The organism is Streptococcus sp. 4886 (assembly GCF_013276485.1).
Classification (GTDB): domain Bacteria; phylum Bacillota; class Bacilli; order Lactobacillales; family Streptococcaceae; genus Streptococcus.
The window spans coordinates 95,628-115,662 of record NZ_VMLD01000008.1; the positions used below are offsets into that span (position 1 = coordinate 95,628).

15 protein-coding genes, 1 pseudogene and 1 other annotated feature are annotated in these 20,035 nt (G+C 35.2%); all 16 genes and pseudogenes read right to left on the minus strand.

Annotated features, from left to right (window positions below):
* Window positions 1–10: 10 nt before the first annotated feature.
* The 16 genes and pseudogenes from HT679_RS03955 to HT679_RS04030 all read right to left on the minus strand — a co-directional run bounded on the left by HT679_RS03955 (window position 11) and on the right by HT679_RS04030 (window position 19,978).
* Window positions 11–577, minus strand: a complete 567-nt coding sequence (locus HT679_RS03955; protein WP_125386827.1) for an aminodeoxychorismate/anthranilate synthase component II — start codon at window positions 575–577, stop codon at window positions 11–13.
* Window positions 574–1,935 carry an anthranilate synthase component I gene (gene trpE / locus HT679_RS03960; RefSeq protein WP_173213111.1) on the minus strand — a complete coding sequence of 454 codons (1,362 nt, stop codon included), beginning with the start codon at window positions 1,933–1,935 and terminating at the stop codon, window positions 574–576. The genes HT679_RS03955 and trpE overlap by 4 nt, the downstream gene beginning before the upstream one ends.
* 293 nt (window positions 1,936–2,228) lie before the next feature.
* On the minus strand, window positions 2,229–3,407 hold the full coding sequence (gene trpB, locus HT679_RS03965; RefSeq protein ID WP_173213112.1) for a tryptophan synthase subunit beta: 1,179 nt from the start codon (window positions 3,405–3,407) through the stop codon (window positions 2,229–2,231).
* Between the two features lie 64 nt (window positions 3,408–3,471).
* Window positions 3,472–3,703: a binding site (T-box leader), on the minus strand.
* Between the two features lie 214 nt (window positions 3,704–3,917).
* Entirely contained in the window at window positions 3,918–4,913 is a 996-nt protein-coding gene (locus HT679_RS03970; RefSeq protein ID WP_000410752.1) for a LacI family DNA-binding transcriptional regulator, read from the minus strand.
* Window positions 4,914–5,599: 686 nt separating this feature from the next.
* Window positions 5,600–6,310, minus strand: a complete 711-nt coding sequence (locus tag HT679_RS03975) for an MgtC/SapB family protein (protein WP_001149044.1) — start codon at window positions 6,308–6,310, stop codon at window positions 5,600–5,602.
* 2 nt (window positions 6,311–6,312) lie between these two features.
* A complete protein-coding gene (locus HT679_RS03980) occupies window positions 6,313–8,004 on the minus strand; it encodes an iron ABC transporter permease (protein ID WP_138707339.1) in 1,692 nt (563 codons plus the stop codon).
* Window positions 8,005–8,015: 11 nt separating this feature from the next.
* On the minus strand, window positions 8,016–9,026 hold the full coding sequence (locus HT679_RS03985) for an ABC transporter ATP-binding protein (protein ID WP_033679773.1): 1,011 nt from the start codon (window positions 9,024–9,026) through the stop codon (window positions 8,016–8,018).
* 102 nt (window positions 9,027–9,128) lie between these two features.
* The gene (locus HT679_RS03990) at window positions 9,129–10,196 is read right to left on the minus strand and encodes an extracellular solute-binding protein (protein WP_000738376.1); all 1,068 of its coding nucleotides are present in this window, start codon (window positions 10,194–10,196) and stop codon (window positions 9,129–9,131) included.
* A 24-nt stretch (window positions 10,197–10,220) separates the two neighbouring features.
* Complete coding sequence (locus HT679_RS03995) at window positions 10,221–10,880, minus strand: DUF1868 domain-containing protein (protein ID WP_000793811.1); 660 nt, start codon at window positions 10,878–10,880, stop codon at window positions 10,221–10,223.
* 183 nt (window positions 10,881–11,063) lie between these two features.
* Window positions 11,064–12,074 carry a UDP-glucose 4-epimerase GalE gene (galE, locus tag HT679_RS04000; protein WP_000996560.1) on the minus strand — a complete coding sequence of 337 codons (1,011 nt, stop codon included), beginning with the start codon at window positions 12,072–12,074 and terminating at the stop codon, window positions 11,064–11,066.
* 12 nt (window positions 12,075–12,086) lie between these two features.
* A complete protein-coding gene (gene galT, locus HT679_RS04005; protein WP_173213115.1) occupies window positions 12,087–13,562 on the minus strand; it encodes a UDP-glucose--hexose-1-phosphate uridylyltransferase in 1,476 nt (491 codons plus the stop codon).
* 12 nt (window positions 13,563–13,574) lie between these two features.
* Entirely contained in the window at window positions 13,575–14,216 is a 642-nt protein-coding gene (locus HT679_RS04010) for a phosphate uptake regulator PhoU (RefSeq protein WP_173213117.1), read from the minus strand.
* Window positions 14,217–14,273: 57 nt separating this feature from the next.
* Window positions 14,274–15,020 (minus strand): protein phosphatase 2C domain-containing protein, encoded by a 747-nt coding sequence (locus HT679_RS04015; RefSeq protein ID WP_173213119.1) that lies wholly within the window; start codon window positions 15,018–15,020, stop codon window positions 14,274–14,276.
* Window positions 15,004–17,096 (minus strand): annotated as a pseudogene (locus HT679_RS04020) (glycosyl hydrolase family 28-related protein). Before HT679_RS04020 ends, HT679_RS04015 begins: the two are co-directional and overlap by 17 nt.
* Before the next feature lie 920 nt (window positions 17,097–18,016).
* The gene (locus HT679_RS04025) at window positions 18,017–19,243 is read right to left on the minus strand and encodes a DegT/DnrJ/EryC1/StrS aminotransferase family protein (RefSeq protein WP_173213121.1); all 1,227 of its coding nucleotides are present in this window, start codon (window positions 19,241–19,243) and stop codon (window positions 18,017–18,019) included.
* Window positions 19,244–19,285: 42 nt separating this feature from the next.
* Window positions 19,286–19,978, minus strand: a complete 693-nt coding sequence (locus HT679_RS04030) for a sugar transferase (protein WP_061087659.1) — start codon at window positions 19,976–19,978, stop codon at window positions 19,286–19,288.
* Between the last annotated feature and the right edge of the window lie 57 nt (window positions 19,979–20,035).

A 20,035-nucleotide genomic window follows, 5' to 3' on the forward strand; every position in this document is an offset into this window, starting at 1 on the left:
CCTAGTTTCCTCACTTTACAACCTTCTCGATAAAATTCCGAATAGAAGACAAGCCATCTGGCGTTCCGATACTTTCTGGATGGTACTGGAAGCCATAAATTGGAAGTGTTTTGTGTTGAATTCCCATGATGGCTTGGTCATCAGTCGAACGAGCTGTCACTTCAAAGTTTTCTGGCATTTCTTCAATTAAAATACTGTGGTAACGCATGACCGCACGGCCATCCTCGATACCTTGATACAAAACAGATGGCGCTTCAAAGCTGATATTGCTCTGTTTCCCATGCATGACTTTTGGAGCCAAACCTAACTTACCACCAAAGACTTCTGCAATGGCTTGGTGGCCCAAACAAATCCCAAGAATCGGCTTCTTGCCAGCAAAATCACGAATCATGTCTTCCATCTTTCCAGCATCAACTGGCCAACCAGGACCAGGAGAAAAGACCAGTCCATCTGCTTTTTCAGCTTCTTCATACAGCTTGGGATCATCATTTCTCAAGACCTGAACTTCTGCAAAATTCCCAATGTATTGGGCCAAGTTATAGGTAAAAGAATCATAGTTGTCAATCAATAAAATCATGGTCTTAGTTCTCCAATTCTAGTCATAGATTTTGCTTTGTTAATGGTTTCTTGGTATTCGTTTTGGGCGATGGAGTCGTAGACAATCCCTGCCCCAGCCTGAACATAGGCTATTTGATTTTTGAGAATCATGGTTCGGATGGCAATGGCAAAATCCATATCACCTGTCGCAGACAAGTAGCCGATTGCTCCTGCGTATACGCCCCGTTTTTCCGTTTCCAGTTCATAGATGCGTCTCATCGCCCGAATCTTTGGTGCTCCAGAAACTGTTCCAGCAGGAAGTGTTGCTTTCAAGGCATCCATGGCAGTGAGTTCTGGAAGCAAACGCCCCTTGACCACACTGGTCAAATGCATAACATAACGGAAGAGCTCCACTTCCATATACTTAGTGACTTGGACACTGGCCGTTTCAGCGATTCGGCCGATATCATTACGCCCCAAGTCTACCAACATTCGATGCTCTGCTGTTTCCTTCTCATCCGAAAGCAGGTCTGTCGCCAAAGCCTTGTCTTCTTCATCCGTAGCGCCTCTTGGTCGTGTCCCTGCAATCGGATTGGTTGTCACGATGCCATTTTTGACAGAAACCAAACTTTCTGGACTAGCTCCGATGATTTGATAATCCCCAAAATCATAGAAATAAAGGTAATTAGAAGGATTAGTCACGCGGAGATTTCTATAGAAGTCAAATGGATTTCCAGTCACTTCTGCTGAGAAGCGTTGACTAAGTACACATTGGAACATATCCCCGTTACGAATCAAGTCACGAGCCGTTTCCACCATTTCCTCAAACTTCTGAGGAGCGATATGCGGTTTGAAGTCCAGCGGAGATAGATCCAAGTCTTCAAATTCATTTGGAGCAGGAATGCGTAATTCCTCAAGCACTTGGTTCAAGGCTTTTTCCAAGTTTTCTTGACTGCGCTTGCTATAAAGAGCATCCTCGATGACATGGATTTTTTCCTTCTTGTGGTCAAAGACCATGTAACTCTCATAGACGAAGAAATGCATGTCTGGCGTTCCAATTGTATCTTCAGGAATTTGACCAATTTCTTCATAAAGCGAAATCATATCGTAACCCACAAAGCCAATTGCCCCACCACCAAAAGGTAGGTCTGAATGGTGCTGGCTCTTATGAGTCACTTCATAAAGGAAATCCAAGGGATCCCGATCAATCACTTGACCATTTTGATAGAGAACTCCATTTTCAAACTTAATCTCAAAAACTGGATTATAAGCTAAGATAGAAAAACGAGCTGTTTCCTTGTCTCTCGGAATACTTTCTAAAATAACCTTGTGTTGCCCCTTTAGACGCATATAAGCCAAGATTGGTGATAAGACATCTCCATGAATGATTCGTTCCATTGTAATTTCCCTTTCAGTTCTACTTCTAGTCCGTGGCGACTGTATGAAAAATCCCCACGCAAAATAACTTGCGTGAGGACGAAATTCGCGGTGCCACCTCAATTATAGGATTTCTCCTATCTCTCATGCCTGTCTCAGAAACCTCCTGTAACAGGCTGTGCGATAAAGGGCACTCCCTTGAGAATTATGTTTTCTTCTCTCGTTTCAGATGGACCCAACCTTACAGCTTTCTCTGCTTGTTTCCAGCAACCACAAGCTCTCTGGGAAAGAAATAACTGTAATTTTTCCATCTATTATTTTTTAGCTTCTAGGTAGTCTGCAATCGCAGCTACGTCCTTGTCTCCACGACCAGAGACATTGATGAGGATAATGTCGTCTTTACTTAGTTTCGGTGCACGTTTAACTGCTTCTGCGATAGCATGCGAACTTTCAATCGCTGGGATAATTCCTTCAGTCTTGCTGAGAAGGAGGAGAGCCTGAACAGCTTCTTCGTCTGTCGCAGCCACATATTCCACGCGACCTGAATCTTTGAAGTAGGCGTGTTCTGGGCCAACCCCTGGATAGTCCAATCCAGCTGAGATAGAGTAAACTGGAGCTAGCTCTCCATCTTCCTTAAAGACTGCATAAGTCTTCATACCATCAACAATTCCGATACTACCTTTTGTCATAGTAGCTGCGTGCTTGTCTGTGTCAAGTCCGTGACCAGCAGCTTCAACCCCAACCAATTTGACTTCTTCATCAGCCACATACTGAGAAAAAGCACCGATGGCATTAGAGCCACCACCTACACAGGCAATAACGTAGTCTGGTAAACGACCTTCTTTTTCTAAGATTTGACGGCGAGATTCTTCACTGATGACCTTTTGGAACTCATGAACAATGGTTGGATATGGGTGAGGTCCCACAGCAGATCCCAGAACATAAAAGGCTTCAAGGTCATTCATCCATGCTCCAAAGGCTGCATCAACCGCATCCTTAAGAGTTCGTGTCCCTGTTTCAACTGCATGAACAGTTGCTCCCATCATCTCCATACGGAAAACATTGAGACGTTGACGCTCCACATCCTCTGCCCCCATGTAGACATCACAGGCCATACCAAACTTGGCTGCAGCCGCTGCTGTCGCAACACCGTGCTGACCAGCTCCTGTTTCCGCAATCACTCGTTTTTTGCCCATGCGTTTAGCAAGAAGAATTTGTCCTAAAACATTGTTGAGCTTGTGAGAACCAAGGTGGTTAAGGTCTTCACGCTTGAGATAAATCTTAGCGCCACCTAAGTGATCTGTCAAACTTTCCGCAAAATAGAGCGGTGTTTCGCGACCTGAATAGTCCTTCAAGTAATGACGAAATTCTGCCAAAAACTCTGGATCATCCTTGTACTTTTCAAATGTCACTTCCAACTCATCCAACAAAGCCTGAATCGGCGCCGGTACAAAACTACCACCAAATTGTCCAAAATAACCTTTAGTTGTCATAAAATTTTCCTCTTTCTGTATTGATTTCAAGATATGAAAAAGCCCACACACAGAAAACAATCTGTGTGAGGGCGTTGGTAACGCGGTGCCACCTCAATTGTAAAGGGACTATTCCCCTTTACATCTCTGCCTTGTCTAACAACAAGTTGCACTGTAAGGTGTGCGCACCGAATTTTCATTGTTTCAAATTCATTTTTAAAATCAGCCCACTTTCACTACTTTCAACCACCTGTTCACAATCACCACAGGCTCCCTGAAGATCAAAAATAGTTACTTTTCTGATTTGTTGAACTTATTTTAATACTTTGTTTTTTCTTTGTCAAGACTTTTTTACAATTTTTTTGAAAGATGTGTGATTCGAATGTGATAATGTCTTTAGTAAATCGAACGTGAAAATGTCCCACTTGTTAGAAATTGGATCCAACTCAATAGAAACTGAATAGATGCTAAACAGAACTTACTTTAGAACACTCCATCTTTTCCATTAGGATTTTCAAGAATTAAACAATACTAGAAACTCTGTCTCCTAACAAGTTTAGTAGAAACTTCAACAGATGTGACACTTTCCCCCTTTATAATTGCTAATACCCCTTCAATCATTTCTTGAGCTAATTTAACATAATTAGGAGAAATTGTAGATAAAGCAGGAGTGTAATACTGTGAAATTGGAATATTATCAAATCCAACAACGGATATATTATCCGGAATCGCTATTCCTTTTTCGTAACACGCACGAATTAGTCCCTGAACTTTTTCATCGCCTGAAACAAATATAATATCTGGATAATTTCCAAAAGACAAATCATTCACAGCAAAGGAATAAACTGACTCTATTGTAGTTAAACCATAAACTACCTTCAAATCCATAGAATAATTATTATCCTTTAAAAAAGTTCTCACTCCTCTCTCTCGATCCTTATTTACATAAGACTCACCTCCCATAAGTAACCACATATCTTTAAAATTCTTTTCCAAAACTACTTTCATCATATCATAAGTAGCTTGAAAGTTATTGTTAGATACGTAAACTACTCCAGGTGTTTGAGACTCTCCAAAGACAATGAAAGGCATATTATTTTTCTTTAAATATTGGATTCGAATATCATTCTCCCCCTCATAAAAGACAATCACTCCATCTACAAGGCTACCAATACTTGAAATAATTGAATTACTAATCGAATCTTCCTCTCCAAAATATTCAACAATAGCATTTACTCCAAATTGTCTACAAGTTTGTAAAACTTTATCTAAAAGTGTTTGAAACCAGATTAAAGGAAAAGAATCAATCTTCTTCACAGATATTAAAATATTCGTGGTTTCTTTCTTCGTTAAATTCTGAGCATAGGCATTTGGAATATAGGATAACTCATCGATGACTTTTTTTATGGCATTATAAGTCTCAGGTTTTACTCTATTCCCTCCATTTATTACACGTGAAACTGTCTTTGGAGAAAAACCAGACAAACGTGCAATATCATATATCGTTACCTTTTTCCCTTTTTCCATTAAAATACTCCTGTCATAAACCTTCACTATAACTATACAATATTTAAATTATTTTAACAAGAAAATTACATTCTAATCTTTTAATCTAGTTTACATCTGGAGGAAATACTTCACTAAATCTACATTAACTTTCAGTACTAGTAACATAAATTTTACAATTCAATTCACTGTTTTGTACTATTTTGTAAACTGCATTACAAATCACCGTATAAGAAAATACACTACCTGAAAATTCCAAGGAATCATTTTCAGTAAATCCTTCTGTATTTAGAAATGTATTCATTATCTGTTCAATATAACACTCTAATATGGGAACAGCTTTCTCCTTAACAATAACATTTCTAAGCATTTCTTCAAATGGTAAATGACAAGCGAACACCATCTCACAAACATCATAAAATGAATGGAAGTGGTATACCTGTATGAGATTATAGTCATCAAAATAAGTTATTTTTCCTGCATCAAAATCCACTTTATATACTCTCAAATTAGTTAAATCCTTTTCTTCAAAAATTATTATGGACACCTCTAAAAACTACCGATTTTCTATTTTTATTGCTCAGAAAACGTTGATACATCAATGTTTAAAAGTATTGAAATTGAGTTTTTAGATGTGCCCTTATATTTCTTATTATTTAAAGAAAACAAAAGGACTAGAATAATCCGTCCCTTTGTTTATCCCTAGATTAGCTGATTTCCTCAACATAAATCACACCAACAATATTAGCAATTTCTTCCATTAGTTTAAGGTGCTCAAATCTACCTGATAATTCCAGAGTAATAAATGACGCGATTTTTTTGTCTGGAACATCAAAATATTCAATTCTTTCTGAATTAACATCTCCAAATGCAGTTCTAGAATCAGTCATTCTAATGCCATTCTCAGCACAGTATACTAGTACCCGATTATATGCCTCTGTAGATCTAACAACGATATACAATTCGATTATCTTTGAACGACTTTGAAGATATTTTTTTAAAGGTTGGAACATAGTTATAACACTCCAAACAGACATTGCTCCTAGTATGGCTCCTTCATAAAAACCAACACCAATAGCTAGACCGATTCCAGCTGAAGCCCATATTCCGGCTGCAGTTGTTAAACCAGTTATTTTCTTTTTATCTGTAATAAGTATTGTTCCAGCCCCAAGAAAACCAACACCTGATATAACCTGCGCACCTAAGCGTGTAGGATCTCCTGTACCAAATTTATAAGATACATACTCATTAGTCATCATAATTAAACATGCAGCCAGACAAACAATACTATGTGTACGAATACCTGCTGGTTGAGATTTACTTCCTCTCTCTAAACCAATTACACCACCAATAACTAATGAAAGTACAATTCTTAATACAATTTCGATATATGATAGTCCTAAGCTTGTTGCTTGCATTATTATTTCCTTTTTCTACTAACTGGTCTCTGAGTAAAGTATAAAACAGAACCAGAAATTATCATTAATACAATAGTATAAACGAATACAAGTGCTTGAGCATTTGAAGTTGCTGTTTCATCACCTGCTGAACGAATAGTTATACCCAGTGGTTGAGCTAATGGATGGTAAAGAAATACAGATAAGTCGAAGTCAGTTAATAAAGAGTTAAAGTTTAAAGCAATAACAGAGAGAACAACCGGTAAAATAAATGGAATGATAACCTTCATCATAGTATAAAAAGGTGAAGCACCCATACTTCTTGCTGCATCTTCCATCTCATCATCAACACTAAATAAAATAGCACGTACCATTCTATAAGAAAATGGGATTTTTACAACTATATATGCAATAAGTAGAATTACCAAACTACCTACCAAAATCTGATTCAAGACAAGAAATTGTGGCTGATTAAAAGTAAATAATAAACTTACTGCTAAAAGTGTACTTGGTAGTAACCAAGGAAGTAGAGCACCATATTCAAATAAGAAATCAAAACGAGATTTATGTTTTCTGACAACACGAGCAAATACAACTGCGAGAATTGTTGCTGTTGTCGCAGCAATAATAGAATAAATAAAGCTGACCAAGAATGGAGAGAATGCCGCACTATTACTAAAGAATAAGCGATAATTTTCTAAAGTAAAGTTTGATAATGTTAAGTTACCTGTTTGAATTGCAACTGGATCTGTAAATGAGTATAATACTATAAAAATTAGTGGAAGCATGAAAACTGTGAACAATCCATATGCTACAATGTGAGCAATGATATTCCAAGGCTTAGACGCAATTTTTTGTTTTTTAAGAGGCGCTTTAGTCTTAGAGATAGAAATATAATTTCCACCTTTTTCTATCTTGTTCATGATAGTAAGCAAAATTGTAGTTGCAATACCTAAAATAATTGCAAGTAGAGCAGCTAAATCACGAGAATTCCCCATCCCTGCAAATGTAATAATCATTGGATTTATAGTTTGAAATTCTTTACCACCAACAATCATGGGTGCTGCTACTGCAGATAAACCACTAAGAAAAACCATGATAGTAAGTGCAAATAGAGTTGGAATTAAGGTTGGTAACACTACTTTTCGGAAAACAGTAAATGGTTTTGCTCCCATATTTCGAGCAGCCTCAATAGTGTGATAGTCAACGCTTCGAATTGTATTTGTTAAAAACAATGTATGATTAGCAGTTCCTGAAAATGTCATAATGAATAAGACTGCACCATACCCAATAAACCAGTTAGGGTCTAAAGAAGGGATAATATTTTGTAAAAATTTTGTAATCAATCCATAAGGACCATAGACAAATTTATATCCAGTCGCTAAAACCACTCCTCCATAAATTAAAGAGGTCATATAACCTAATTTTAAAATTTTAGCACCTTTAATATCAAAGTATTCTGTAAATAGAACACAAAGAATACCTACGATATTAACTGTAATAATGAGTGAAAATGCCAACTTAAAACTGTTCATAATACTCTGAAGTGCCCTTTGAGATTTTAGAACACGATGTACAGCATCAAGGGAAAATTCTCCTCCTTTTACAAATACATTCACTACTAGATCAAAGTTTGGATAAATAATAAATGTTACTAAGAACCAGATTAACCCTAAACGAATAAGCCAATCTTTTAAATTTAATTTATGACGCATACTGCACCTCCTTAAAATTGCAGAACGTCTGATGGTGTGATAAATAATTCCACACTTTCTCCGACAGATCTAATAGCAGCCTGACTATCAATACTTGTTACATTAAGAATCTGACTTTCAGAAACTTTTATTGTATAGTGAATTGTAACTCCAGAAAACTCAACATCAATAATTGTCCCTTTTAGAATGAAATCTTGTTCAGTTTCACGATTGAATCGAACTTTCTCTAATCGAATGTATCCTTTTTTATCTTCTAAGAAAACGCTTGCATTTTTCAGTAATACTTCGTGGACTGTTTCATCGGTCAAAACATTAATATCTCCAATAAAATCACATACAAATTCAGTTTGAGAATTATGATAAATTTCTACTGGTGTACCGACCTGTTCGATGTATCCATTGTTAAAGACTGCAATTCTATCAGATAAAGTCAAGGCTTCCTCTTGATCATGAGTAACATATAAAGTAGTAATACCTAACTCTTTTTGAAGTCTTTTCAACTCTTTTCTCAAATCTACACGTAATTTTGCGTCAAGGTTTGACAATGGTTCATCTAGACAAAGAATTTTAGGTTCAAGAACCAGAGCACGAGCCAATGCTACCCTTTGTTGTTGACCCCCAGATAATTCTGATACATTACGCTGTAACTGTTGATCAGAGATCTTAATTTTTGCTGCTACTGCTGATACTTTTGCTTTAATAACATCTGGAGCTACCTTCTTAACTTTTAAACCAAATGCAATATTATCAAAAACAGTCATAGTTGGAAATAGCGCATAAGATTGAAATACAATACCAATTCCACGCTTTTCAGGTTCCAAATGAGTGACATCTGTTCCATTAACTTCAATACTTCCTGATGATGGATCTAGAAAACCTACCAATGCTCTCAAAGTAGTTGATTTACCACATCCTGAAGGTCCAAGAAATGTAAAAAATTCCCCTTCATGTATATCTAAATTTAGATTATCAATTGCAACAAAATCACCATATTTAATTTGAATATTATCAAATTTAATCATCTCACTAACTCCCTCTATTACTAAACCAAAAGCCTCTCTTTATTTCTTCCTTAAATTTAGAAATAATAGAGAGACTTGGACATAAAAATTAACTCTTATTTCTTATTGTACGTATTCTAATTCAGCTTTTTCTACCCATTCATCCAAATGCTTTCCAACAGCTTCCCAGTCAATATTTTGTGGTTTCACTTGATCAACAAATTTTTTCGTATCTTCAGGTAACTCTGTTAGGGCATCTTTATTTGCAGGAATAGATCCAAAGTTCTTACTATATTCTACTTGAATTTCTGATTGACCAAACCAATCAATAAATTCTTTAGCTAACGCTTGTTTTTTACTAGTGCTTAAAACCATAGTTTGTTCAGTTACAAATGGTACACCAATCTCAGGAGTCATAACTTTGAAAACAACATTTTGTTCTTTTTGTCCAACTAATGCACCAGAACCCCACATCATTCCATATTGTATTGGATCTTCTTTGTCTAACATCTTAACAATTGAACTTTCTCCCTTTTGAAGAGTGTATGCATTTTTCAAATATTCTTTTGCTGCTTCCCAACCTTTTTCGGAAACACCTAATTCACCTTTATCATCAAGGTATCGAACTAAGATACTTGCTAGAATTGCCCGTCCTGTACCACCTTGAAGACCAGAAATTGAATATTTACCTTTATACTTACTACCTAATTCAGTCCAATCTTTAGGCATTTCTTTTACATCAGGCGCCCCAATTAAAACTAATGGTTGAACAATCACAGGATTATAATAATTATCTTTATCTGATAAAGATTGATCAATTTTATCTAACCATTTAGGCTTGTACTGGACTAGTAATTTTTGATCTCTAATTTTATTTGAATCAACAGCACCAATTCCAAATACCATATCTGCAACTGCATTATTCTTCTCGGCAATAACACGGTCTGCTAATTGAGCGCCAGGAATATCAACCATTTTTATATTAAAACCAGCTTCTTTTGCTTTAGCAGTTAACCAATCACCACGACCATTTGAAACTGAGTTCGAATAGATTACTAATTCTTGACTTTTATCAGCTTTTTCTTCAGATGAAGAAGCAGTCGTAGAATTTGAACCTCCAGAGCAAGCAGCAAGTGTAGTAAGAGCAACTCCCGTTGCAAGTACAGTAGACCAAACTTTCATTTTTTTCATGATAAGTTCTCCTTTTTTATTATTTTATTTAAATTTTTCGTGATATGGAACAAATTGTCTCATATCTTCAAATACAGTATAGTCAATACGGTTTACAGTAATAGTTGGAATCTTCTCTAATAAGATTTCAGTTAATTCTGCTCTGACTTTAGTAAACTCTTCTTCCTCCTCTTCGGTTAGAGGAATCCGAAGATATCCAATTGAAATATGGAATTGATATCTATCATGATTAGGGAAACGAACACCTGCTTTTTCTGAAACATAAGTACGAATTTCTTCTAATCTCTTTGCAGAAGCTTCATCTGCAGGTTCAACTAGTATGTTTTGTTTTCCCATTTCAGTCACACGCATATGAATTTCTTCATCCAACAATGGAAAAATTTCAAGTTGTTTAGCAAAGTAATCATGTATTTCCTGTAAAGGTGTATCAAGAGGAAGATTACTGCTCCAAAACTCCGTTTCACGATTTTCATGGCACAACAATTCAATTACAGTCATGTGAATAGAATTCCTTGGAGTTAAAGTAAACTTATCGATAAATGGTAATTCTCTATAACGTGATTGAATAATATCAACAACTTCCATCAAATCTTGTTTAGTATAAAGATTTGCTACAACAGTATTTCCTGGAAAATGATTAAATTCTCCATTTTCTTTGAACTTAATTTTTGTTAGGTTTTTCATATAAAGACCCTCTTTTTTATATTTGACACCGGTGTCATCTATGCTTATATTATATAACGAAACCGTTTACTTTGTCAAGCGCTTTCAAACATTTTTTAAAAAAATTTATCTTTCATTAAATATGCATTTCATTAAAAGTTTAAGTAATTTTTCCAAAATACAGCACTCATATAGACAGTATCATCAATTATAGCCATTGGGATTTTTTGATTGCCAATTCCATGTATCTCTACACATGTCTTCAATCGATTTTGTTGTCCTCCAATTTAATTCCTTATATGCTTTGTCTGCATTTGCATAACAAGTTGCAACGTCTCCTGAACGTCTTGGAACTATTTTATAAGGAATAGGGATCTTATTAACACTTTCAAATGTATTTACAAGCTGTAATACACTAGTGCCTTCTCCCGAGCCTAGGTTATAGATATAAACATCTGTTTTTTCAGATACTTTTTCTAAAGCTTTTATATGTCCTATTGCTAAATCTACTACATGGATATAATCACGCACACCAGTACCATCAAGCGTATCATAATCATTTCCGAACACACTTAGCTCTGACAACTTACCTACCGCTACTTGTGCAATATAAGGCATCAAGTTGTTAGGAATTCCTGAGGGATCTTCCCCAATCAAACCAGACTCATGAGCACCAATTGGATTGAAATAACGAAGCAACGCAATACTCCATTCTGAATCTGCCACATGAACATCTTTTAAAATTTGCTCAAGCATTACTTTCGTATACCCATAAGGATTTGTAGCACTTGTTTGCATTGTCTCAATTAGAGGTGACTGATTGTTAATTCCATATACAGTCGCACTTGAAGAAAAGACAATCTTTTTAACATTAAATTCTGACATCACTTCAACAAGTGCCAATGTACTCATAATATTATTTTTGTAGTACATCACAGGCTTTTGCACGGATTCTCCGACAGCTTTATAACCTGCAAAATGAATTGCAGCATCAATCGATTCTTGTTCAAATACCTTTCTCAATGCTTGTTTATCACAAACATCTAATTCGTAAAACACGGGACGTATTCCTGTAATTGCTTCAATACGGTCTAGCACCAAGATGCTAGAGTTCGAAAGGTTGTCGACAATGATAACTTCCTTTCCTAAATTTAGTAATTCTACTACGGTATGGCTACCAATATAACCAGCTCCGCCTGTTACCAATATTGCCATTTGGGTTTCCTCCTAATTAATTCCAACCGACTTAACAAATCTCATAAACGCTTCATGCCCAGACGGTGTATTCTTATAAACTCCTGCATCTTCCAGAACTCTCGCAAACACTTGTCCTACTTCGTGTTGAACTACGCTATTAACCTCTTCTTTATTAATGCGAGGATATTTTTCTTTCAATTGGTCGGCCCATTCTAAATGATAATCCGCAATTGCGTTATCTTTTCCTAAAAGATATTTCTCAACTTCTTCTAACTCTGTTTTCAAACGAGGTGGTAAAATCGCAAGTCCCATCACTTCGATTAACCCAATATTTTCCTTTTTAATATGTTGTACATCTTGATGGGGATGGAAAACACCATCTGGGTATTGTTCAGTAGTATGATTATCTCTTAGAACAATATCTAATTCATATCTTCCGTCCACTTTACGAGCAATAGGAGTCACCGTATGGTGTGGGACATCTGCAGTCATTGCAATGATGTCTACTTCTAAATCTGAATATTCTCTCCACTTGTTTAGAATTTTAGTAGCTAAATCTAACAAGCGATTTTTATTTTCACTTTGTAACCTAATTACTGACATTGGCCATTTTACAATACCAGCATTAACATCCTCAAAGTCTTTAAAACGAAATTCACTCTCAAATTTTGCTTTTTCCATTGGGAAAATATGTTTCCCTCCCTGGTAGTGGTTATGACTAAGAATGGAGCCTCCTGAGATAGGAAGATCAGAATTTGAACCAGCAAAATATCCTGGCAAAATATCAACAATCTCCAATAATTGTTCAAATGTTTTAGAGGTAATAGCCATTGGTACATGTTGACTATTTAAAAATATCGCATGCTCATTAAAGTATAAGTAGGGAGAATACTGGAATCCCCATACTTCGTCACCAAGTTTCAATCGAATAATTCTATGATTCGAACGTGCTGGATAATTTATTCGCCCCTGATATCCTTCATTTTCCATACATAGTAAACATTTGGGATAATTAGTGGCTTTTACTAATTTTTCAGCAGCAATTGTTTTTGGATCTTTTTCGGGTTTTGACAAATTTATCGTAATCTCTAGCTCTCCGTATTTAGTTGATGCTCGAAACTCAATATTCTTAGCAATAGCAGAAGTTTTAATATAATCACTATCTTTACTTAACTTATAAAACTCTTCAACTGCTTCTTGAGGTGATATATCATATGAACTCCAAAAAATATCATTTAATCGACTAGGTAAAGGAACTATGAAATTCATTAACTCTGCTCCTAAACATTCCTTTTCCTCGATTAAATCTTTAATTTTACCGTTTTTTAAGGCGATTTCCACTAAGTAATCTTTTATTTGTTTCAGGTCATTTTCATCGGAAATGCGATCAGTCCCCTCCTCACCTATTAACGCTAGTACTCTATTTTTCACATATATTTTGTCAATTTCATTATACATTCCGTATTCAATTACTCTATCAACAAAATTATCAATAATTGTTTTCATATATTTTTCTTTCTAATTTATGTTCCCATATTTTCTATACATTATCCATTTATAAATTGCTTGCGTAGTATGAGCAATTTTATCAAGGTGATGAATAATATCCAAAGTACCAATTACTTCAGAAACATTCCCATCATCTTCAAATATATAATTCATTATTTTCTTTTCAATATTTATACTAAGCTCTTCTATCTCATTCTGTTTTTGTATAACAACCATATCTAAACATCCAGATTGTTCCTCTCTATAACAAGATATAGCCCTATTCATATGCAGTCCGATAACTTCATGAAGTATTTTTATTTCTGAAATAATTTTCTTCAAAATTTCATTATTTTGAATAATCTGTAGATTTTTTAAAATTTCAACAATTCTATCCCCAATACGTTCAATGTCAGTTGATATTTTTATTACACTAATAATTCTTCTTAAGTCATATGAAACGGGATGTTGTAAACAAATTAACTCATATCCTTTTTTATCAACATTTAGAACTGACTCATTTATGATTAAATCTTCTTTAATCAATTCTATTCGTTCTTCATTTGATAAATATTCAAATAACTTCTCATATTTATCAAGCACAGATACCCAAATGGTCTCTAAATTATTTGATAATTCTATAATTTCATTTTCTAAATATAACCTTAACATTTAGGTACCTCTTCTTAACAAAGTTCAATAGTAACAATTAATATTTTAAACAATATATCAAACATCAATAACTAGAATACTTGCATCATCCTTCTTTCCATAGATTGGATCAATAGCAGAAGAATTAAATCTCATCTTAATTAACTCTTCAAAAGTCTTATTTTGATTATTTTGATAGAATTCATAAAAGCCATCGCTCATTAAAACAATTTGTTTACTAGTAACATCTATTTGATTAATAATAGCATGGTCTAAAAATCTCTCATCCAACGAACCTATCCAGTACCCACTCGGTTGATTAGATAATTTTCTGATTTTTTGTAAAATAATTTTTTTATTTAAAGCACTATTTGTACCAATTGAATCTTTTATCTCATTTTTTCCTTTTTCAAATAAGTTATCTACTCTATGATCAGTTATTTCCATTTCGTTTACTAACATGACGCAGTCACCTAGCATCATATACTCCAACTTTTTTTCTGAAAGTTTAGCAAATATAAAAGCAAATGTTGGTAAGCGATAATACTCTGTTAATTCATATGAGTTTAAACCGATTTCATCTTTAACCTCGAGTAAAGCAGTTTCAAATATTTGTTTAAGAGTTTTTGATTCTTTACAATTAACCGACAAACTTTCTGATAAAATATGTACAACTTCTGAGACTGAATAACCTATCTCCTCTTTAGAATTATATAAATCTGTAGCTCCATCGATAATCCAAAAATACTGATTTTGTGAACCTACAGTATCCTCATTTTCTACAGAACTTCCTTGTATCGAACAAATTTTATTTATCTTTACCATAATACTTCAACCCTTTTAGTGTCAAAAGTAAACCAATTCCTGTCACTGTTAAGAATAGTTCCATAATCTTGTTCGAACCAGTCTTTGGTAATTTTTGTTTTACATCTACTATTTCTTTAGATTTATTAATATGATTTTCAGTTTCTCTGCCATCTCCAACTATTTTATAGTTTACTTCTTCTGTCTTATTATCTTGTTTATTGTCGCTCTTGTCATTCATTTGTCTATTATCTTTACTTGAGTTAAACTCTCCGTTCTTCTGGTTACTATCAATTACATTATTTGAATTAGATTGTTTGAATTAGATTGTTTTTCCTCTTTGTTTTTTTCTTTTTCGTTTTTATCACTTAAATTATTTGTTACAATTTTGTAAAGCCCATTCTCCGTTACAATATTGAAATTACCATCGCTATCACGTATAACAGGTTCTTTCCCATTTGCATTAGATTTGATGAATGATATATACTTACCGGATAAATTATAAAATTGGTTATTTAAAACGGTTATTTTACCCTTTGAATCCTCAATAACAATTCCTTCTTTACCACCGAATATACTATTCTCTGACACTACTAAATTATCACTAACTCGTAATAATTCAATATTTGGTTGTTCTGTTTCCTTAGAATTATTATTAATTACATTTTTTGTTACAGTAATATCTGATACTTTTCCTAAATATTCTGCACTATCTTTTGCAACTCGTATCGCTTTTGTTTTAGGATCGGCAATATTAAATATATTTTCGGCGATAACCACCTGTTTATTTAAATCTAATAGGTCTTTAGTGTTTTTATAGCTATAAGCATTTACTAAAGCTGCTCCGCTTTCTCGATAATGTACACTCTCTCCTTTAACTTTCTTATCAAAGCGATTTCCTTTGATTAATACATCAGTGAATCCTGTAAAACGTACACCTGCATACATCATGTTATCAAAATGATTATTTAAAATTTTAATATTAGAGGGGTTCTGTGTCGACAATGTTTGATAGTGTGTGCCAATTGCTGTTACTAATTCCCCAGATTTATCACTTTTGCCAAAATAGGAATTTTGAATAGTCACATTTTCAGATTTTTTCCCATCATCATTCAAGGCATAAGGAAAACCTTTTCTAGTTAATGGTTCAATCTGAATGCTCTCCTTACTTATGATTTGCCCATCCTTCATCGTTTTGGGTAAGGTTTGCCCAAGAAAACGAGAATTATCAACTAATACATTTTTCGAACCTGCAATTTGAATAGCATGCCCTTGATAACTATCCTTGAATGTTACATTTTTTATAGTTACGTTATTTGAATTCCCAATAGCAAATGCACCTGAAGAATTTATAAGTGGTAGATTTTTTGCTTTAGTTCCTTCTTCATTCAAAGCACCGTTCATATCAATAGTACCACCAGAATAACTAATATCTTCTGTTGGGTCCCATTCTACTTGCGCACCATCATCCGTAAATAAACCTGTCATAAAAACAATAGAAGGGTGATTCTTAATATTTATACCATTTAGAATGGTAGCTTTCTCATTCAATTCTAAGTGTGTATGACTTTTTAAAAAAACAATTTCTTTTACTAAATAAGTTCCTTCCGGAAAATATACATTTCCTCCACCTAGCCCTTGAGCTGCAGCATCTATTGCATCTTGAATTGCTTGACGATCATCATTAACCCCGTCACCTATTGCTCCATAATCTTTAACATTCAAAGCTACGTGTTCCTTCAGATTAGTACTTAAAATAGTATTCACTTCCATCCCAGAGATGTTACCCATCATAGTATCATTTGTTATATCAGGTTTATTTTGATTAATACTCACTCCTCCATTATTATCAGTACTTAAACTTGAATTGTTATCAAGACTGAGAGTATCAGGATGGGGTTCCGCAGATAATGATGTAGATGTGCTACTCAACAAAGAGTTCAATTGCATATTATCTTTAGACGAAGAAGTTTCACCAACTACTTCATTAGCTAAAACACTTTGTGTTCCAATAAATAAAACCGCTAAGAGAACTGAGCAAACTCCCACCTTAGACTTACGAATAGAGAAAACCTCATTTTGTTGAAAAGATTTCATATTAGCCTCCAATTAAAAATATTATGTCCTAATTTAATATTCATATAAATTCCATACCAGAAAATGACACCGCTGTCATTTTCTTTATAATATATTTTTAAATCAAAATTGTCAAGGAATAACACAATAAAATATCAAAATTGTGAAAGCGTGACCATTTATATATCTAACCATACTTCTAATAATTCTTTAACCTTCCATTCAAAAGTGATTACTATCTTTCTTAGCTTGAACATAAAAATATCCTATTCACTGTATTTAAAGCATGTTGACATCTCGTAAAATACTAATTTATAAATACAAGAACAAATATCTTGTCATGCAAGCATTCGCCAGGTATATTTACATGAATATCGTTCATATAGCGGATTGAAATCAAAACAATACAATATATTTCTTAAATAGATTTTCTATAAAAGCTAGATTCAAGCTCTATAAAAATAGACGCAGTTCTTCTAAAATACTGGAATAGGACATATAAATCATTGTAGACACGTGTTTTATAGATTATTTCAAAAGAATGACTAGAACATGAAAAATAGTCTCAAAACTTTGAACAATATTCTGAAAACAAAAAAGAAAGACGCGAGTTTCCACAACCTCATCGTGGAAACTCGCGTCTTTCAAAAAATAGGGTGAATTGAAAACTAGAACAAGACACTACATTTTCTAAATGATGCCTAATAAAAATTCTAAATGCTACACCAAATTGCTCACATCTCATTTCAAACCATACAGTATATTGAAACTATAAGAGTACACCTTTGCTTCTAAAATATTGCTAGAAATTAATTTGACTATCCTGATTGATTTGTCCTGTTTTTATTTCATTTTACTATAGGACTTTCAATTGAAAACAACAGTTTTACACTCAATTAGACTTTTTAGAAACAGAATCACTATTACTTGACTGTAGTTTGTCATTTTTTTGATGAAGCTAGTACTTTTTCAGAAACTGTTTTGAAAGTCTCAATGATATAGTCCACTTCTTCATCGCTTAATTTAGTGTGAAGCGGAAGCGTAATTTCATTTTCAAAGAAGGCATAGGCCTTAGGATAATTCGCCATATCAAAGCCAAGATTCTTATAGGCTGTCAAGAGCGGAAGCGGTTTGTAGTGTACATTACTTGCAATTCCTGCTTTGGCCAATTCTTGGATGATGAGGTTGCGTTCTTCTAAGCTCGCTCCTTCTACATGGGTGATGTAGAGGTGGCGTGAAGATTCGACAGTATCAGTCTTATGTGCCAATGGATGGATACGAGAACCTGAAAAACCACGATCATAGCGGTCCACTATCTCCTTACGACGTTCTAGTAAACCAGGGTAACGATCCAATTGTACCAAACCAAGTGACGCCATGATATCAGTCATATTGCACTTGTAGGCTGGTGTGACGATATCATATTCCCATGAGCCCAGTTGCATCTTGGCAAGAGCATCCTTAGTTTGCCCGTGAAGGGAAAGGATTTGGAATTCCTTGTACATCTCTTCGTCGTCAATCGCTGGATTGGCTTTCCAAGTTGCACTTCCTCCCTCAGCAGTTGTAAAATTCTTAACGGCATGGAATGAGAAGGATGTAAAGTCAGCGATAGAACCAGCCGGTTGCCCTTTATAAGTTGATCCCAAAGCATGGGCACTATCAGAAACAATCACGATACGGTTAAAGGCCTTTTGCCACTTGCTTGAAGCGGTAAAGAGGTCACGTTTTTTCTCCACGACTTGGAACAAACGGTCATAGTCGCAAACAATCCCCGCAAGCTCAACCGGAATGATCACCTTAGTCTTTTCAGTAATGGCTTGCTCAAGCAAGTCATAGTCCATCTCAAACGTATCTGCTTGGATATCCACCATGACAGGGGTCGCTCCTACGTGAGTAATGACACTACATGAAGCTGTATAGGTCATGGCTGGAACGACAACTTCATCACCAGGTCCAACTTCCAAGACGCGCAAAATCAACTCAAGCGCGGCAGTCGCAGAGTTGAGGCAGACGGTCTTAGGCGTCTGTGTGTATTGGGACAAGCGACGCTCCAGTTCTTTTGTCTTAGGACCTGTTGTGATCCAACCAGAACGCAGGGTATCCGCTACTTCAGCAATTTCTGCTTCCGTAATATCGGGTGGTGAAAATGGAATATTGTAATTTGGCATTGATTTGCTCCTTTTATCTGTACTCATTTTCTCATGACTACTTTATTTTAGCACTTCAAACACGGTTTGAAACATGATTTTGATGTCTCCAAGAAAACTAAACTCTCGGAGATAGGCGAGATTATAACGCATCTTTTCAGGGAGGACATGCTCCACATAGGCTTGGTCAACTGACAGGCCTTTCTCCGTCATTTGACTGATGATAGTATCCTCATCCTTGTAGTTGATGCTGGCTGGAGAGGTAATTCCTGCTGGCAAAAGCAAGGTCGCCATCATTTCAGGGCTATACTGCTCTGTATAGCGCGGAACTTCAGGTCGTGTACCGACAAAGGACATCTCACCTTTAAGGACATTTACCAACTGAGGTAGTTCGTCCAAACGGACACGGCGGATGAAATTTCCCACTTTGGTAATGCGGCTATCGTTAGCAGAAGTCACCAGACTTCCTTTTTTGTCTGCATCCGTTACCATGGTACGGAACTTCCAAATCTTGAACCGACGGTTATACTGGGTCACGCGCTCTTGCTTGTAAATCACTGGCCCCTTGCTATCCAATTTGATCCAAATGCTCAAGATGAGAAAGATGGGAGAGGTCAGAACCAGCAAGACCAAGGCCAAAACCCAGTCCAAACAACGCTTGAAAATCAGCGAACCCTTCCTTTTAGAGACAAGCTGGTAGTAAGACTCAACCTCGCTTGATTTCATTTCCACGGGCAAGTCTTCCCATTTCAGCATGCTGTTTCTCCTTTGTTTTTATTATACTATTTGTCAACATTTTTCATTATACCACAA

Coding starts and splice junctions, on each gene's coding strand:
- galE (WP_000996560.1), bottom strand. CDS start 12,074: ATGGCAATATTGGTAACAGGCGGAGCTGGTTATATTGGTAGCCATACC.
- HT679_RS03970 (WP_000410752.1), bottom strand. CDS start 4,913: ATGGAAAAAGGGAAAAAGGTAACGATATATGATATTGCACGTTTGTCT.
- HT679_RS04030 (WP_061087659.1), bottom strand. CDS start 19,978: ATGCTGAAATGGGAAGACTTGCCCGTGGAAATGAAATCAAGCGAGGTT.
- trpE (WP_173213111.1), bottom strand. CDS start 1,935: ATGGAACGAATCATTCATGGAGATGTCTTATCACCAATCTTGGCTTAT.
- HT679_RS03955 (WP_125386827.1), bottom strand. CDS start 577: ATGATTTTATTGATTGACAACTATGATTCTTTTACCTATAACTTGGCC.
- HT679_RS04015 (WP_173213119.1), bottom strand. CDS start 15,020: ATGGTAAAGATAAATAAAATTTGTTCGATACAAGGAAGTTCTGTAGAA.
- galT (WP_173213115.1), bottom strand. CDS start 13,562: ATGAAAACAATTATTGATAATTTTGTTGATAGAGTAATTGAATACGGA.
- HT679_RS04010 (WP_173213117.1), bottom strand. CDS start 14,216: ATGTTAAGGTTATATTTAGAAAATGAAATTATAGAATTATCAAATAAT.
- HT679_RS03990 (WP_000738376.1), bottom strand. CDS start 10,196: ATGAAAAAAATGAAAGTTTGGTCTACTGTACTTGCAACGGGAGTTGCT.
- HT679_RS03975 (WP_001149044.1), bottom strand. CDS start 6,310: ATGCAAGCAACAAGCTTAGGACTATCATATATCGAAATTGTATTAAGA.
- HT679_RS03985 (WP_033679773.1), bottom strand. CDS start 9,026: ATGATTAAATTTGATAATATTCAAATTAAATATGGTGATTTTGTTGCA.
- HT679_RS03980 (WP_138707339.1), bottom strand. CDS start 8,004: ATGCGTCATAAATTAAATTTAAAAGATTGGCTTATTCGTTTAGGGTTA.
- HT679_RS04025 (WP_173213121.1), bottom strand. CDS start 19,243: ATGCCAAATTACAATATTCCATTTTCACCACCCGATATTACGGAAGCA.
- trpB (WP_173213112.1), bottom strand. CDS start 3,407: ATGACAACTAAAGGTTATTTTGGACAATTTGGTGGTAGTTTTGTACCG.
- HT679_RS03995 (WP_000793811.1), bottom strand. CDS start 10,880: ATGAAAAACCTAACAAAAATTAAGTTCAAAGAAAATGGAGAATTTAAT.